This is a genomic window from Rhizobium sp. K33, from assembly GCF_056501445.1.
Genome location: NZ_CP096478.1, coordinates 2,206,944 through 2,222,761, shown reverse-complemented (window position 1 = coordinate 2,222,761; position 15,818 = coordinate 2,206,944). Strand labels below are relative to the sequence as shown.

The window sequence follows — 15,818 nt, the reverse complement described above, 5'->3', positions numbered from 1 at the left end:
GGACGAAGAAAAGGGCCCCCGTTTCCGGGAGCCCTTCATGGTCTCAGGATGTGTCAGGCCAGGGCCGGATAGGTCGTGTAGCCTTCCGCACCGCCGCCATAAAGCGTGGCCTGGTCGAGCGGATTGAGGGCTGCGTCTTCCTTCAAGCGACGGACGAGGTCGGGGTTGGCGATGAAGGGGCGGCCGAAAGCGACGAGATCGGCATAGCCGCTCTCGACGGCCTCGATCGCGGATGCGCGGTTGTAGCCGTTATTGGCAATCCATGCACCCTTGCCGCCGGCATCGCGGTAGGCCGCCTTCAGCGCCTTCCAGTCAAAGGGCAGGACGTCACGCGGGCCGCCTGTTGCGCCTTCGATGACATGCACGAAAGCCAGGTCGTATTTGGCCAAAGCTTCGACGAGAGCGGTATAGACGGCCTTCGGATCCGGATCGGAGACATCATTTGCCGGCGTGGTCGGGGAGATGCGGATGCCGGTCTTTTCGGCGCCGATTTCCTTGGTGACGGCCTCGACGACTTCCAGCGTCAGGCGGATGCGGTTTTCGATCGAGCCGCCATATTGATCCGTGCGCTGATTGCTGTTCGCGCGCATGAACTGCTCAAGCAGATAGCCATTGGCTGCGTGGATCTCGACGCCGTCGAAACCGGCATCCACCGCGGCACGGGCAGCCTTGCGATAGTCTTCCAGCAGAGCGGGGATTTCTGCGGTTTCAAGGGCGCGCGGTTGCGACGTTTCGACGAAGCCGCCGGAGCCATCTGCATTCAGCACATAGGTCTTGGACTTCGCCGCGATTGCGGAGGGAGCGACGGGTGCGCCACCCTCAGGCTGCAGGCTCGTATGCGAGATGCGGCCGACATGCCAGAGCTGGGTCACGATCTTGCCGCCGGCTGCGTGGACGGCATCCGTGACCTTCTTCCAGCCGTCGATGGCTTCGGATTTGTAGAGACCGGGAACGTCGGAATAACCCTGCGCCTGATGCGTGATGGCCGTGCCTTCGCTGATGATCAGGCCAGCCGTCGCGCGCTGGCGATAGTACTCGACATTGAGATCGTTCGGCACGGCGCCCGGAGAGCGGTTGCGCGTCAGGGGCGCCATGGCGATACGGTTGGAAAGGGAGATGCTGCCGACGGATGTCGGTTCAAAAAGCTTGGACATGAAACCTCTCGGGAGTTTCCAATGATGGGAAGGTTCATTGGGAACTCCGATGTGGGGCTTCAGAGTGTTCCGTTCAAGGTCTTCACGAACTCTGCAATGGCATCTTCGTTGCGGCGATAGAGCACACGCTGGCCGACTCGCTTGGAGCTGATGAGGCCGGCGCGCTGCAGGGTGGCGAGATGGGCGGAGACGGCAGACTGGGACAGACCGGAGCGCTCGAACTGACCCGCACTGATGCCTTCGACTGCCTCTTCCTTCGGGACCCCGAAAAACTCCATGGGGTTTTTGAGCCAGATCAGCATTTCCATGCGTGCCGGGTGTGCCAGCGCCTTCATCACGTCCTCCAGGAACATGTCCCCTCCAATATGAACTGCGAATCCAAATAAGCGGATCGATCCCTGTCACCATGCTCGTGAGCGCACGGCTTCAGTTCCGCCAGCCACTGGAACGCCAGGCGGGAGGTATTGTTCCAACGAAATAACAAAAAAAGAGGGCCACCGGAAAACCAGGGCCCTTTGAATTGTGAAGGTCAAAAACCTCCAGAGGGGAACAGCTGCTGCGGTGGAACTGGGAGGAAAAAGCCACCATGTGCATCAGCTGTGTGCGATATGGTGGTTTTCTGTGCAGTGAACAATGCTTTTTTATGCATGTCAGGCATGCGCAGGCCGCAGGTCTGTGTGCGGCACAGACGAAAAAAGGCAGCGCGAGGCTGCCTTCAGAAGTTCCAGTTGCGGGCTTTGGCGACAATGAAGTCCCTGAATGCCTTGAGCTTCGCGGCGTTCTTGATCTCGTCGGGATAGCAGAAATAGGTGTCGAAGGAGGGGACGTCGGCGCTGGTGACGAGCTGCAGCAGGCCGGGATCGCGACCCACGATGTAATCGGGCAGCATGGCGATGCCGATGCCGAGAAGGCAGGCGCGTTTGATCGAGGTCAGGCTGTTGATCTGCAGGTGCGGGACGCGCGGATTGTCGGACGAGCGACCCGCGACTTCCAGCCAGTTCACATCGAGCAGGTAATTGGGCGCCGGCTCGCCGAAGGTGATGATCTTGTGGTTGTCGAGATCTTCGATCGACTGGGGTTCGCCATAGCGGTTGATGTAGGACGGTGCCGCATAGACATGCATATGCACCGTGAACAGCTTGCGCTGGATGAGATCCGACTGCTGCGGCTGGCGCAGGCGGATGGCGCAATCGGCATGGCGCATGTTCACGTCCAGCTCCTCGTTGTCGAGGATCAGCTGGATCGACATGTCGGGATAGAGCTGCAGGAATTCCTGCACCTTGTCGGTGAGCCAGCCCTGGCCAAGGCCGACGGTCGTGGTGACGCGCAGCTTGCCGGAAGGCTTTTCCGTCGTTTCCGTCAGCTGCATCTTGACGGTCTGCAGCTTCAGGAGAACGTCGTGGGCGGTGCGATAGAGCAGTTCGCCCTGTTCGGTCAGGATCAGGCCGCGGGCGTGGCGGTGGAAGAGCTTGACGCCGATATCCTGCTCCAGCGAGGAGACCTGGCGGCTGATGGCCGACTGGGACAGGTGCAGCTTGTCGGCGGCATGGGTAAAGGACCCGGCTTCCGCAGCCGCATGAAAAATGCGCAGTTTGTCCCAGTCCAGCGGCATGCCGGCCCCCCTCATGGCGCTTACTCCGCGGCTTGCTGTGTCTCGACGGGCAGGGCGGACAGGAAGCGCTCGGCCTCGAGTGCTGCCATGCAGCCCATGCCGGCAGCGGTGATCGCCTGGCGATAGACATCGTCGGTGACGTCACCGGCCGCGAAGATGCCGGCCACGTCCGTGGCCGTGGAATCCGGCGCGGTCCAGAGATAGCCGTTGGACTTCAGCTTCAGCTTGTCCTTGAAGAGTTCGACCGCCGGCGCATGGCCGATCGCGACGAAGACGCCATCGATCGGCATCTCCGTGACGGCTCCCGTCAGTGCATCTTTCAGCTTCACGCCCGAGACCGACGGCGGCATCGGGGGCTTGGCGGGCGTGCCAGTGATTTCCTCGACCGTGGTGTTCCAGAGGACGCGGATGTTCTCCTTGGCGAAGAGGCGCTCCTGCAGGATCTTTTCCGAGCGGAAACTGTCACGGCGATGCACGACGGTGACGGACTTGCAGATATGCGAGAGATAGAGCGCTTCCTCGACGGCGGAATTGCCGCCGCCGACGACGATGACATCCTTGTTGCGATAGAAGAAGCCATCGCAAGTGGCGCAGGCCGAGACGCCGAAGCCCTGGAAGTGCTGTTCGCTTTCGATCCCGAGCCACTTGGCCTTGGCGCCCGTGCAGATGATCAGCGTATCGGCCGTCCAGACCTGGCCGCTGTCGGTCTTCACCGTGAAGGGGCGATGGCTGGTGTCGACTTCCGTCACGAGATCGCTGACGATCTCCGTGCCGACATGGATGGCCTGGTTCAGCATCTGCTCCATCAGCCAGGGGCCCTGGATCGGATCAGCGAAGCCCGGATAGTTCTCCACATCCGTGGTGATCATCAGCTGGCCGCCCTGTTCCATGCCGGCGATCAGGACCGGCTTCAGCATGGCGCGGGCGGCATAGATGGCAGCGGTGTAACCGGCGGGGCCGGAGCCGATGATCAATACCTTCGTGTGGCGGGCAGTCATGACGCTTCCTTTCAACGCGCGGTCCTTGTCTTCGACCGGGGCCTCGATATGGGGCTCACCCTGTGGTCGCGCAACTGGCGACCATTTAGGATCGAAGCGGAGCGCAGATCAAGGCATGGGCCTGCATTAGCAACAGAGCTTTGCTTCGACGCGCAATAATTGTGCGTGATCACGGAGGATTCTTGCCAATTTTATCCGTTGGAGTAGATAACGGACACATCGTCAAAAGGAGCGGCCGTGCTCAAGCTAGAACTCGACGCCATCGACCTGCGCATTCTCAAGGAATTGCAGCGGGACGGGCGGATGACCAATGTGGAACTCTCCGAACGCGTCGGCATTTCCGCGCCGCCCTGCCTGCGGCGCGTCCGCAAGCTGGAAGAGGCCGGCGTGATCGAAAGCTATCACGCTGTCCTCAATGCCAGCCGCCTCGGCTACGACCTCGTCGCCTTCTGCATGGTCGGCCTCAAGCATCAGTCGGAGGCGAACTTGAAAGCCTTCGCCGCCGCCACCGACAGCTGGCCTATCGTGCGCCAGGCCTGGATGGTCAACGGCGACAGCGATTTCCTGCTGCATTGCGTCGCCGAGAACCTCACCCGCTTCCAGGACTTCGTCATCGAAGTGCTGACGGCGAACGAGCATGTCGATACGGTGAGGACCATGCTGACGATCCGGCAGGTGAAGAAGGTGGGGCTGGTGGAGATATGAGGTGGACCAGACCGCTGGTTTACTTTTCTCGAAGAATGACTGAACTAAGGTGAACACATTGGCGCGCAAGAAGACGAAGATCGAGCGGTTCTTTTCGTTGAACTGGCACCGCAAGCGCTGGGGTGGCGGCAAACACACGACATCGGTTCAGGAGTATGAGGCCCTCAAGTCACGTGTCATTGACGGCGCAGCAGCCAAACAGACGCGAGGCTCGGCCAAATCGCTGGATCAGCATTTAGAGAATCTCCGCGGCGAGTTCGTCGGTCAGTCGGAGCTGGTCTGGCACCACGCGAAGTTAATCGTTCTGTTGCGCCGCGGTGTCAGTACATCTGAGGTGTTTACCGAGTTTCAGCGCTTGTGGGATGCTGAAGCGGATTATCTCTGTAGAAACCTCAATCTTCGCTGGCTCGTTTCCGCGACCGATACATTTTCGGACCATTCCTCCGATCCGGCAGTGAAGGCTCAGGCGACGCTGGTTTCGATCCTCGTCAACACCATCAAGATATATGAGACGGAGCGGGTCCTGGCCAAGGATCCGCCTTCGGATCTGGATGAAGAGAAGATCGCCGAAGTCAAGCTGCGACTTATTCCGCTCTTTTCGGGATTGTCGTGCTTCACCATCGGTACCGACGATACCTTGCGCAACATGCGTTGGCGCCTTGATCCTTTGATGGAAGAGAGACCCGTCGGCTTGATCCTGAAGACCGTTTTCGATCGGCTGCAAATCGAAGATACCGCGTATGCGCGCCTAAAAGCCCGCCATCACCGAGATCGCACGGGTTGGTGGTCCACCTCTTCTGGCGAAGACAGTTCTCTCAGATAATCAAACTCCGAGGAGTGAACGCTAAGCTGCTCGCGTGTAGCATGAAACGCATGTCGGGCGTGTCGCACGGCCATGCGCAATTGCGCCTTCATTCTCCGCGCCCGGAAGGTCAGGTCACCTTTATCCGCGCGGTCTGTGGCGGACGAAATGGATGATGCGGTCGCTATCGGATCCGGTATTCCCTGCGCTGCGCATCTGTCCGATTGAAGCGCAAGGGGCGGGTCCGCCTGATAAGCATCGAGTTCGTAGCAGGCGCAGATGACTGCATCGGCAAGGCCAGCTTTCACCTCAGATGCTGCCAAGAGCTTCCGAGCCCCTTTGGGCCAAAGCACATAGGCCGCCGCGCCCGAGCGATCCTGGTATAGTCGGCGAAGGGGCAGCTCTGGATGTCGTGCCCGTGCCAGAAGCTTCTTGCGGCCACGTGTTTCGAGACTGACATGGTCCATCCCGGACGTTGTGTGCAGGCGGTCTAGGAGGCGCGGAACGTTCACAGAGAGAACGGCATCATCTTCAAGCACGAGAACGGGCTCTGTGCCCTCGGCGACGATCTCCCAAGCGCGCTGGTGACTTACCAGACATGCCCGTTCAGGCAGGCGCATTGGTCTCTCCCAGGTAAGCCAATAAGGCTGCGTTACAAGCTCGGGTGCGTCAGTCTCGGTTGCCTGTAGCCGCTGATACTCTATCCCAAGCGCTGTTAGTTGGCGGTGTTGGAAGGCGAGGCGATCCCGCGCGCTGTCGAGATTGATCAGCAGAGCTCTCATCACGTTTTCTCCGTCGTGGAGTTCAACTCTTGGTTCTCGAAGAGGCGAAGAAAGTCGTGGTGCGTGTCGCTCCTGTTCGCGCGACGGCGAAGGGCATCAAGGAACTCTGGTGTGGGCTGGTTGCGATCGGCCCTCAAGAGAAAGACGTTGTAGACATAACGGATGAACTGATCTCTCAGGACGGCATCCGGCTCCCATGTCTCTAGACGCGAAAACTGTTCTTCCAGTTGCTCGTTGTCTTCAGCATGAAGCACCAAGCCGGGGATGTTGTAATAGGTTCGGCCGAGCGTGATGACCTTCTTTCCGAGCAGCAGACTTTCCAAGCCGACTGTCGAATTCACAGTGATGACCGCCCGTGCGCCCTCGATCAGAGCGCGTGTCTCGTTATGATTGGCGAATGTGATCCGTGGGTGCTGCCTTACTTTACGACGAATGCTCAGCGGGAAGCTTGGATGTTCTTTAACGACGAGATGCAGACGGGGGTTCTTGTCGGCGAGCTCCAACAAGGCCTCATAGAAATGCACCATGCTGCCGATCCAAGGGGAATGATGCAGGATTTGCATGTCGCTCGGGACCTGCATCGGCACGAAGACGTAATCCGGCGGAAGAACAGCTTGTTCCTCTGCCTTCTGTTTGGTCGGCCTTCGGACTAGTTGTTCAGGCCTATCCTTCGGTACCTCAGGATCTGCGAACTCATAGAACGCTGGCTCACGCGGCAGTGTACAGTCGTCGTTGACACCTTGGACGTCCACTTGGGTCGTGCCGGGAAAGAAGCCAAGCTCCAGCACCAGACGTTCGCGGCGTAGAGCCTTGCTGATGGCCAGCGTAATTGCATCCGGCATAAGGAAGCCGTTGAATGCCAGCGCGCGCGCATGAGGGTGGGCAGCGAAAGTCTGCTCTACGAGAGCGGTTGCCAATCTAGCTTTTGCCAGCAAGATGAAACGATAGAGAGCACGGGCAATCGATGTCGAATAAAGCCACGGTAACCGGATTTGGCGCCGAACGAGGTTACGCTCCACCAATGGCTTCAAATCAATCAGGCGTTGCTCGCCGAGAATTATTCGCACGAGGCCGCCCACGCCGCGGCTTTTAAACAGAGCGCGGATGATGTCCCTTTGTCTCGTAGGGACCGCCACGACCTCTTCGTGAGCGAGCTTCAGAATCCCCTTAAAATGCTTCGAATGGCAAATAAACTCGACCGGAGCCATGTCAGGCAACCTTTCGATTGGCTCGCAGGCCGGTATAGATATCTGCAAGCGCCCGGGCCTCGCCTTCGAGGGCGAAGTTTTCGACGACACGGCGGCGGGCCTTCTGGCCGGCTTGGGCGCAGCGCGCTGGATTGTCGATGAAGGACTGTATTGCTGTTGTCAGCGCCTCGCCCTTGCCGGCCGGGACAACCTTGCCGGTTTCGTCCTCGACGATCATCTCGGCATAAGCGCCGGCATCGCTGGCGACCACGGCCGTGCCTGACGCCATGGCTTCAAGCGGGGTAAGGCCGAAGCCTTCGTTGCGGGAGGGGGCGACGTAGAGGGTCAGGCGGCGATACCAGGGTTTGATGTCGTCGACTTCGCCGAGAAAATGGATGCGATCGGAAAGGCCGGCCTTGGCGATCTTCGATTTCAGCTGATCGGCGAAGGCCGTGTGCTCGGCTGTGACGCGCCCGGAGATGATGGCTGCCCAGTCTTGATGGGCTGGGAGCAAGGCGATCATGGCATCGACGAAGAGGTCGGTGCCTTTCTGGTGGCGGACGCGACCGAAGCAGCCGATCAGATGCTTGTCTCGCATCGCTTCCGGCAAAATGGTCGCCGGATCCGCGTCCGTCTCCATCGCGGGGCGGAAGAGATCCGTATCGACGCCGTGGCGGATGACGGAATGCGGCACCTTGAGGAAAGAGCCGGACTTGGCATTCGTCGCGACCACGCCGTCCATTTTGGAGATGAGCCAGCGGGTGTAGCGGCTGTGATGTCTCTGGGCGGCCGAGGTGAAGAGCAGCTTCAGCGGCATGCGCAAGACGTCCCGCAGGACCAGGCCCGCGAGCATCTCGTTGTTGCGGCGGGCATGCCAGACGCGGTCGCTGCCAGTTTTGGGCTTCTTCCAAAGGCCCGGCAGCTGCGTCCAGCGCATTTTCGGGAGATGGTCGGGCAGGCCGGGGCCGAGGGTCAAAATGCCCAGCCCCTGGCGACGCTGCTCGGGAACGAGCTGGATCACGGTCGATGTCACACCGGACAGGCGACGCTTGAAATGCGGCGCGACGACCGTGATCTCGTCAAGCGATTGCGTCACGAGAACGCCCTTCCGACTGCATCAGCCCCACTTGACCGCGAGGATCTCGTAGGCCTTGGAGCCGCCGGGGGCGACGACTTCGATGTTGTCTCCGACTTCCTTGCCGATCAGGGCGCGAGCGATCGGAGAGGAGATCGAGATGCGGCCCGCCTTCACATCGGCTTCCTGGTCGCCGACGATCTGGTAGGTCTTCTCTTCGTCGGTGTCTTCGTCGACCAGCTTGACGGTGGCGCCGAACTTGATCTTCGAGCCGGACATCTTGGAGAGGTCGATGACCTCTGCGCGCGCGATCAGATCCTCGAGTTCGCCGACGCGACCCTCGTTGTGGCTCTGGGCTTCCTTGGCGGCGTGATATTCCGCATTTTCGGAAAGGTCGCCATGGGCGCGCGCTTCGGCAATCGCCTCGATGATGCGCGGACGCTCTTCCTGTTGACGCCAGCGCAACTCTTCGTTGAGCTTGTCAAAACCGTTCTGCGTCATCGGTACCTTGTCTACCATTTCCTCTTCCTTCGTCTTCATGGCCGCGAGCGCGGACACAAAAGAAAACAGGTTCCGGAGCAAAGCTTCGGAACCGTGTCACAAATCAGGTTGACGAAGACTATAGCAGAATGCCGCGCGACATTTCCAGAGTTTTCGACAGGGGATGCCGAGGCGCACGTCTCGCGCGGAATAGTCGAGCGAAATCAAAAGCTGACGCTGTGCACAGACGGTATGTCGCAGCCTTGTTTCTTGACGGTCGTCATGAGAACGTATAGAGAACATTCTTATGAAGAAGTCGCTCAAAGAACGTCTCGCCATCCTCTCCGACGCAGCCAAATATGATGCATCCTGCGCTTCAAGCGGGACGACGAAACGCGACTCCGCGGCCTCCGGCGGGCTCGGTTCGACGGAGGGATCGGGCATCTGTCACGCCTATGCGCCCGACGGCCGTTGCATCTCGCTGTTGAAGATCCTGCTCACCAATTTCTGCATCTATGACTGCGCCTATTGCATCAATCGCTCCTCGAGCAATGTCGAGCGCGCCCGCTTTACGCCCGACGAGGTGGTGTGGCTGACGATCGAATTCTATCGCCGCAACTACATCGAGGGCCTGTTTCTGTCCTCTGGCATCATCCGGTCCTCGGACGACACGATGGCGGAGATGGTGAAGGTCGCCCGCGACTTGAGGACCAAGCATGACTTCCGCGGCTATATCCACCTGAAGACGATCCCCGAGGCCTCCGCGCATCTGGTGGAGGAGGCGGGGCTTTATGCCGACCGTCTGTCGATCAATATCGAGCTGCCGACCGACCACGGGCTTGAGCGCTATGCGCCGGAAAAGCGGCCGAGTAACATCCGCCGATCCATGGCGGACTTGAGGCTCAAGATCGACGAGGCGCGCGAACCGACGCTTTCCGGCCGCCGAAAGAAGTTTGTGCCGGGCGGACAGAGCACGCAGATGATCGTCGGGGCTGATGGCGCCAATGACGCGACGATCATCGGATCGAGCGCCCGGCTCTACAGTTCCTATGGCCTGAAGCGCGTCTATTACTCGGCCTTCAGCCCGATCCCCGACAGTTCGCAGAACCTGCCGCTGATCAAGCCGCCCTTGATGCGGGAGCACCGGCTTTACCAGGCGGACTGGCTCTATCGCTTCTACGGATTTTCAGTCGATGAAATTGCGTCGATAGGACAGGACGGCATGCTCGATCTGGAGCTGGATCCGAAGCTTGCCTGGGCGCTTGCCAATCGCGATCGCTTTCCGGTCGATGTGAACACTGCCGATCGCGAGACGCTGTTGCGCGTGCCCGGTTTCGGCACGAAGACGGTCAAGGGGCTTTTGTCCGCCCGTCGCCATCGGCGGGTGCGTCTTGAGGACCTGGCACGGCTCGGTGTCTCCCTGAAGAAGGTGCGCTCCTTCATCGTGGCCGAGGGCTGGTCGCCGCATCGCAGTCTGGACCGCTCGGATCTCAGGGCCGTCTTCGCGCCGCCGGCCGAACAGTTGTCGCTGTTTTGATGCGGACGGTCACGCTCGAGGGGCGAGGTGAGTTTGCCGAATGGCGGGAGGCCGCGCGTGGTCTGCTGCTGGACCGGGTGGAGCCGGCGTCCGTGCGCTGGCAGCTTGCCGGTGACGGAGCGGACCTGTTCGGCGGCGCTGCCGCCCCGGAAATCGGGCCCGGCGAGGCACGCGACGTCGTCGTTCCCAAGAGTTTCATGGAGACCGCAGAGGCGGCAATCTGCCATTCCGATCCCGATCGTTTCTCGCTGCTCTACCGGATCCTCTGGCGCATGCAGGCGGAGCGCAATCTGTTGCAGGTCGCGTCCGATGGCGATGTGGCACAGCTGGTTCGCCTGGTGAAGAACGTCCGGCGCGACAGCCACAAGATGAAGGCGTTCGTGCGGTTTCGCGAGGTCGAGGCCGTGCAGGCCGGGCGGCGGCGCTTCGTCGCCTGGTTCGAGCCTGAGCATTTCATCGTGGCGCGCACAGCGGGCTTCTTTCAGCGCCGTTTTACCGACATGGATTGGCTGATCGCCACGCCTAAGGGTTCGGCCGCCTGGAATGGCGAAGAACTCAGGACCTCGCGGGAGCCTGCCATGCGGCCGGAAGCGGAGGATGAGACCGACGAGCTGTGGCGGACCTATTTTGCCAATATCTTCAATCCGGCCCGGGTGAAGATCCGGGCCATGCAGTCGGAGATGCCGAAGAAATACTGGAAGAACATGCCGGAGGCTTCGCTCATTCCGGACCTGATTGCCGGGGCTGAGCGGCGGGTGCAGGAGATGGCGGCGCGCGAGGCGAGCCAGCCGCCGGCCTTTCATGAGCGGCTGCAGGCGCAGTGGCGCGGCAAGGAGGAAGAGGATGTCTTGTCGGATCTGCCGCCGCTCAAGCGATTGCGCGAGGAGGCCGCCCGCTGCACACGCTGTCCGCTGCATTGCCACGCCACGCAGACGGTTTTCGGCGAGGGGCCGGCGGACTCTCAAATCATGTTCGTCGGGGAACAGCCGGGCGATGTGGAGGATCTGGCGGGACGACCCTTCATCGGGCCTGCGGGCAAGGTGTTCGACGAGGCTGCGGCTGCAGCCGGCATCGACCGGCGGCAGATCTATGTCACCAATGCGGTCAAGCACTTCAAATACGAGCGGCGTGGCAAGCGGCGGATCCACATGCGCCCGGATGCCGGCGAGGTCGCGCATTGCCGCTGGTGGGTTGCCAAGGAAATCGAGATCATCCGCCCGCGCATCGTGGTGGCACTGGGCGCGACGGCCTATCTGTCGCTGACCGGCGAGAGCCGCCCCATCGCGGAAGTGCGGGGCATGCCGATCCCGATGCAGGAGGACCGGATGCTGCTCGTGACCACGCATCCGGCTGCCATCTTGAGAATGCCTGACGAGGATCTGAAGGTGCGCAGCCTCGAGGCCTTCCGCTCGGACATGGCCGGGGTCCGGCGGCTCTTCGATACGCTGTCGGCAGGCTGATCTTGCCGCTCAGTGGCCGCCGATCCGGCTTTCGTCGAGCTCGGTGCGAGCATAGACCTGCGATGCGATCGCCGCAAGCAGCAGCAGGGTGACGGTGGCCAGCGCACAACAGAGCGCAAAGCCGCCGGCGTAACTTGCCTTCGCCATTTCGATCCAGGGCGCGGCTTCATCGCCGGTGGAACGGGCGACTTCGAGCGCCGTGCCCAAGGCTGCGGTGACGGAATTCCGGTCGCTGGCGGAGAGCGCGGTCAGATCTGCGTCCTGCATAGCGAAGCGGTAGAACAGCGTGCCGATGCTGCCGAGGATGGCGACGCCGAGCGCGCCACCGAATTCCGCACTCGTTTCGGAAATGGCAGAAGCGGAGCCCGCGCGCTCCGGCGGGGCGGTGCCGACGATCAGACCTGTCGTGGTCAGAATGACGGGCACGAAGCCGAGGCCCATGATCATGCTCGCGCCAAGCACGCCGACCAGGTTCGAATGCCAGGCGGCAATTGCCATCAAGCCGGTGCCAAGCGCGTTGACGATCAGGCCGAGAAGGACGGTTCTGACCGGGCCGAGCCGATTGGTCACGCGCCAGGCCTGGAAGGACATGACAGTGAAGACGAGCGAGGAGGGGACGGACCAGAGGGCAGCCTTCAGCGGTGTCAGTCCGATGACCAGCTGCAGGAAGAGGTTCTGGAAGAGGAAGATGCCGAAGATGAAGAAGACGCCTGCGAGATTGACCATCAGAGATGCGGTGAAGGCCGGGATCCTGAACAGAGCGAGATCGATCATCGGATGTTCGAGCTGCTTCTGGCGCTTGACGAAGATTACGCCCACGACGAGGCCGAAGAGGATCGGTGCAAGCTGGATCGGTTCGAAGCCTTCGGCGGCCATCTTCTTGAAACCGTAGACGATGGGCAGGACGGTGAGCAGGGAGAGGGCAACGCTTGCGAGATCAAGGCGACCGGCATTCTCGTCCTTGTATTCCGGCAGGAGGAAGGGGGCGCTGGCTAGCAGGGCTGCCATGATCGGCACGTTGATCAGGAAAACCGAGCCCCAGTGGAAATACTGCAAGAGCAGACCGCCGATCAGCGGGCCGATCAGGCCACCGAGCGCAAAGGCCGTGCCCCAGATGCTGATTGCGCGGTTGCGTTCGCCTTCGTCGCGGAAAAGGTTGACGACGAGCGAGAGCGTCGAAGGCGCGATGGTCGCGCCGGCGATGCCGAGCAGGGCGCGCGCGACGATCAGCATCGACGCAGTGCTGGCGAAGGCGGCGAAGACGGAAGCAGCACCGAAGAAGAATGCGCCGATCAGGAGCACCTTGCGGCGGCCGATCCGGTCGCCGAGCGTGCCCATGGTGACGAGGAAGCCCGCGACCATGAAGCCATAGATGTCGTTGATCCACAAAAGCTGGGTGGCCGAGGGATCGAGGTCGGCGACGATGGCGGGCATGGCGAGGAACAGGACCGAAAGGTCCATGGAATAAATCAGACAGGCAATCGACAGAATCAGGAGGCCGATCCACTCGCGGCGGGTGGCCTTGCCGGCAACAGCGTCAACAGTCACGGACATGGGAAAATCTCGCATTTCAAAACGGGTGCAGAGTGCCGCAGGGCCGTGCATTCGACAAACGTCAAATTTTGATGGAACGCGTCGCGGAAACTGATCGATCGAATAGGCTGGGTTTTGGTCCGGGTTTGCGGGAGGCTCGACCGATGAGGCTCGTGTCTCGTCGGCTTGTGCAGGCATGCCTGCTCGCGCTATCACGGGTCGGGTCCTGCAGAAGATAAGATAATGGCGGGATCTCTGGGGGAGATGCCGTTTTGCAATCGACGATCGTTTTGACCGCAGTCGCCATGCTCGCTTTTGCGGCGAACTCGCTTCTCGCCCGCGAGGCGCTGGGTACGCTATCGATCGAAGCTGCCGGCTATACAGCCGTCCGGATCATGTCGGGAGCCTTGGTGCTATACGGGTTGATGCGCCGGCAAGGCGTTTCCCAGGCATCGGGACCGTCCTTGCCGGGGGACTGGCCGGCTGCTGCAGCTCTCTTCGTCTACGCCATCGCGTTTTCGGCGGCCTATCTCTCGCTTGGTGCCGCAACGGGTGCCTTGATCCTGTTTTCCTCCGTGCAGGCGAGCATGGTCACCTTCGGTCTGGTCAAGGGCGACCGTCCCAGCCTGCAAGAGGTTGTGGGCTTTGCGATTGCCTTTGCCGCTTTTGTCTATCTCATTCTGCCCGGTGTCGGGCGTCCCGATCCGGTCGGCTGCGCCCTAATGATCGCCTCGGGAATTGCCTGGGCGGTCTATACGCTGCGCGGCCGCGGATCGCAGGACCCGATCGGCGAGACGGCTGGCAATTTCGTCCGGGCCTCGGTGTTCTGCCTGCCGCTTGCCGTCTTCGCCGTGATCTATGAGACGACGTCGACCTCTGGCGTTCTGCTCGCGCTGGGATCCGGCATCGTCGCATCCGGCCTCGGCTATGCGATCTGGTATACGGCGCTGCGGGGTCTTACGACCTTTCGCGCCGCGCTGATCCAGCTCTCGGTGCCGGTTATCGCGGCTCTTGGCGCGATCGTGCTTCTCAATGAGCGGTTGACGCTGCATTTCGTCATTGCCGCTTCCTGCGTCATCGGTGGGATCGCGCTTGCCATCCTCGCCAAGCAGAAGCGGCAGGCCTGATCTGGTGGTTCTGCTTTCGGCCTCAGCTTGAGGTGTGGAGCGCGCTGACATAGACGTCCAGCCGTGCCAGCGTCTGTTTGCCGCCTTCGACTGCGCCGAATTTGAAGGTTGCGTCCCGTGCCGCTTGCGTCGGGAAGATCAGGATCATGGTAATGCGGGTCTGATCTCCTTCGCTTCCGAAGGTGATGATGCCGTCGAAATGCGCAGGCTCTCCCATCTCGCCGCCATGCTCATAGGAGATGCGGGTCGGCGGGCTGATCTCCCGGTAGCGGATCCAGTTCGGCCAGTCCTTGCCGTCGGGCCCGTGCATCGTGTAGCGCCACAGGCCGCCGACGGAAAAATCCATCTCATGGGTTTCGTTTTGAAAACCGTTCGGCCCCCACCAGGCATCGAGGTGGCGGGCATCGGCGAACATTTCGAAGACAAGGCCGATCGGAGCGCGGACGAGCCGATCGACTTTCAGGATGCGGGCCGGGTCCAGTTCGGCTGTCATGTCAGAATGTCTCCCGTGGCGAGGACCTGCTCGAGGCGGTCAAAGTTCTGTTCGTTGGCCGCGCGAATGAATTTCTGCAGGTCGCGGTTTTCGTCTGTCGGTTCGAACAACATCCGCCAAGTCAGGCGCGTGCCCGATGCGTCCTCCTCGAGGGTCATCTCCAGAGTGAAGACATGCATCGGCTCATGGTGAAGGGCGACGATGCGCCTTGCCGGTTCGATCTCGTGGAAAGTCCAGCGGTTGGCGAAGTCGGTGCCGTCGGACGAGGTCATAGTGACGCGCCAGTCTCCGCCGACGCGAAAGTCGAATTCGTCGATACGATTGGTGAAGCCGTGCGGTCCCCACCACGTCGCAAGCTTGGCCGGATCGGCGAAGGCATCGAAGACTGCGGCTCTGGGTGCTGCAAAGATCCGCTCGTTCCGGATTTCCAGTTTGTCGGTCATTTCTGATGATCCTTCCTGCCTTCGGGGTCTTTTTGAATGGCGGCGAGATAGTCTTCCAGGCGATCCAGCCGGTGCTCCCAGAGCTTGCGATAATCGGCGAGCCAGCCATCGACGGCTTGCAAGGGTTCGGCTTCGAGCCGACAGGGACGCCACTGCGCGCTGCGCCCGCGCGAGATGAGCTTTGCGCGCTCCAAGACCTTCAGGTGCTTGGAGACGGCCGGAAGGCTGATGTCGAAGGGTTCGGCCAGTTCGTTGACCGTCGCTTCGCCCATGGCCAACCGGGCCAGAATGGCCCGACGTGTCGGGTCGGCCAAAGCCGCCAAAGTCAGAGAAAGTGGATCGCCGCTCATGCTTAGCCGATCGGTTAATTAACTTATAAGTTAACTACAGGCGATACGACAGCGTGTCAAGTTGAGGGGCTCCCCAAGCG

General features: G+C 61.1%; 17 protein-coding genes. 5 read left to right on the top strand and 12 right to left on the bottom strand.

The window, feature by feature from the left end:
* Positions 1 to 53: 53 nt before the first annotated feature.
* The 4 genes from M1E12_RS10940 to trxB form a co-directional block, all read right to left on the bottom strand.
* Positions 54 to 1,154, bottom strand: a complete 1,101-nt coding sequence (locus M1E12_RS10940) for an alkene reductase (RefSeq protein ID WP_479564732.1) — start codon at positions 1,152 to 1,154, stop codon at positions 54 to 56.
* Positions 1,155 to 1,213: 59 nt separating this feature from the next.
* The gene (locus tag M1E12_RS10935) at positions 1,214 to 1,507 is read right to left on the bottom strand and encodes an ArsR/SmtB family transcription factor (protein ID WP_113458775.1); all 294 of its coding nucleotides are present in this window, start codon (positions 1,505 to 1,507) and stop codon (positions 1,214 to 1,216) included.
* A 362-nt stretch (positions 1,508 to 1,869) separates the two neighbouring features.
* Complete coding sequence (locus M1E12_RS10930; RefSeq protein ID WP_136540997.1) at positions 1,870 to 2,766, bottom strand: LysR family transcriptional regulator VtlR; 897 nt, start codon at positions 2,764 to 2,766, stop codon at positions 1,870 to 1,872.
* 20 nt (positions 2,767 to 2,786) lie between these two features.
* Positions 2,787 to 3,764, bottom strand: a complete 978-nt coding sequence (trxB, locus tag M1E12_RS10925; RefSeq protein ID WP_479564731.1) for a thioredoxin-disulfide reductase — start codon at positions 3,762 to 3,764, stop codon at positions 2,787 to 2,789.
* Between the two features lie 237 nt (positions 3,765 to 4,001).
* On the opposite strand from trxB, the gene M1E12_RS10920 reads away from it, so the two are divergent.
* Positions 4,002 to 4,469, top strand: coding sequence for an Lrp/AsnC family transcriptional regulator (locus M1E12_RS10920; RefSeq protein WP_113458777.1), 468 nt, complete (start codon positions 4,002 to 4,004; stop codon positions 4,467 to 4,469).
* Positions 4,470 to 4,527: 58 nt separating this feature from the next.
* Positions 4,528 to 5,292: a hypothetical protein gene (locus M1E12_RS10915; RefSeq protein WP_479564730.1), complete on the top strand. Its 765-nt coding sequence runs from the start codon at positions 4,528 to 4,530 to the stop codon at positions 5,290 to 5,292.
* On the opposite strand, the gene M1E12_RS10910 is transcribed toward M1E12_RS10915, so the two are convergent.
* The 4 genes from M1E12_RS10910 to greA are packed head-to-tail and all read right to left on the bottom strand — an operon-like array spanning position 5,232 to position 8,834.
* Positions 5,232 to 6,053 (bottom strand): glycosyltransferase family 25 protein, encoded by an 822-nt coding sequence (locus M1E12_RS10910; RefSeq protein ID WP_479564729.1) that lies wholly within the window; start codon positions 6,051 to 6,053, stop codon positions 5,232 to 5,234. The two genes, M1E12_RS10915 and M1E12_RS10910, sit on opposite strands and share 61 nt — an antisense overlap.
* Entirely contained in the window at positions 6,053 to 7,261 is a 1,209-nt protein-coding gene (locus M1E12_RS10905; RefSeq protein ID WP_479564728.1) for a capsular polysaccharide export protein, LipB/KpsS family, read from the bottom strand. The genes M1E12_RS10910 and M1E12_RS10905 overlap by 1 nt, the downstream gene beginning before the upstream one ends.
* 1 nt (position 7,262) lies before the next feature.
* Positions 7,263 to 8,336 (bottom strand): glycosyltransferase family 4 protein, encoded by a 1,074-nt coding sequence (locus tag M1E12_RS10900; protein WP_479564727.1) that lies wholly within the window; start codon positions 8,334 to 8,336, stop codon positions 7,263 to 7,265.
* Positions 8,337 to 8,357: 21 nt separating this feature from the next.
* Positions 8,358 to 8,834, bottom strand: coding sequence for a transcription elongation factor GreA (gene greA, locus M1E12_RS10895; RefSeq protein WP_113458848.1), 477 nt, complete (start codon positions 8,832 to 8,834; stop codon positions 8,358 to 8,360).
* Between the two features lie 268 nt (positions 8,835 to 9,102).
* Here greA and M1E12_RS10890 point away from each other — a divergent pair, with 268 nt between their 5' ends.
* Complete coding sequence (locus tag M1E12_RS10890) at positions 9,103 to 10,332, top strand: putative DNA modification/repair radical SAM protein (RefSeq protein ID WP_479564726.1); 1,230 nt, start codon at positions 9,103 to 9,105, stop codon at positions 10,330 to 10,332.
* Positions 10,332 to 11,792, top strand: coding sequence for a UdgX family uracil-DNA binding protein (locus M1E12_RS10885; protein WP_479564725.1), 1,461 nt, complete (start codon positions 10,332 to 10,334; stop codon positions 11,790 to 11,792). The genes M1E12_RS10890 and M1E12_RS10885 overlap by 1 nt, the downstream gene beginning before the upstream one ends.
* Positions 11,793 to 11,801: 9 nt before the next feature.
* Here M1E12_RS10885 and M1E12_RS10880 read toward each other — a convergent pair whose 3' ends face one another.
* Positions 11,802 to 13,346 (bottom strand): MFS transporter, encoded by a 1,545-nt coding sequence (locus M1E12_RS10880; protein ID WP_479564724.1) that lies wholly within the window; start codon positions 13,344 to 13,346, stop codon positions 11,802 to 11,804.
* Positions 13,347 to 13,597: 251 nt separating this feature from the next.
* On the opposite strand from M1E12_RS10880, the gene M1E12_RS10875 reads away from it, so the two are divergent.
* Positions 13,598 to 14,452 (top strand): DMT family transporter, encoded by an 855-nt coding sequence (locus M1E12_RS10875; protein ID WP_479564723.1) that lies wholly within the window; start codon positions 13,598 to 13,600, stop codon positions 14,450 to 14,452.
* Positions 14,453 to 14,474: 22 nt separating this feature from the next.
* On the opposite strand, the gene M1E12_RS10870 is transcribed toward M1E12_RS10875, so the two are convergent.
* Genes M1E12_RS10870 through M1E12_RS10860 form a run of 3 tightly spaced genes read right to left on the bottom strand, consistent with a single transcriptional unit; the run spans position 14,475 to position 15,738 of the window.
* The gene (locus tag M1E12_RS10870) at positions 14,475 to 14,945 is read right to left on the bottom strand and encodes an SRPBCC family protein (RefSeq protein ID WP_479564722.1); all 471 of its coding nucleotides are present in this window, start codon (positions 14,943 to 14,945) and stop codon (positions 14,475 to 14,477) included.
* A complete protein-coding gene (locus M1E12_RS10865; protein WP_479564721.1) occupies positions 14,942 to 15,388 on the bottom strand; it encodes an SRPBCC domain-containing protein in 447 nt (148 codons plus the stop codon). Before M1E12_RS10865 ends, M1E12_RS10870 begins: the two co-directional genes overlap by 4 nt.
* The gene (locus M1E12_RS10860; protein WP_479564720.1) at positions 15,385 to 15,738 is read right to left on the bottom strand and encodes an ArsR/SmtB family transcription factor; all 354 of its coding nucleotides are present in this window, start codon (positions 15,736 to 15,738) and stop codon (positions 15,385 to 15,387) included. Before M1E12_RS10860 ends, M1E12_RS10865 begins: the two co-directional genes overlap by 4 nt.
* Positions 15,739 to 15,818 lie beyond the last annotated feature (80 nt).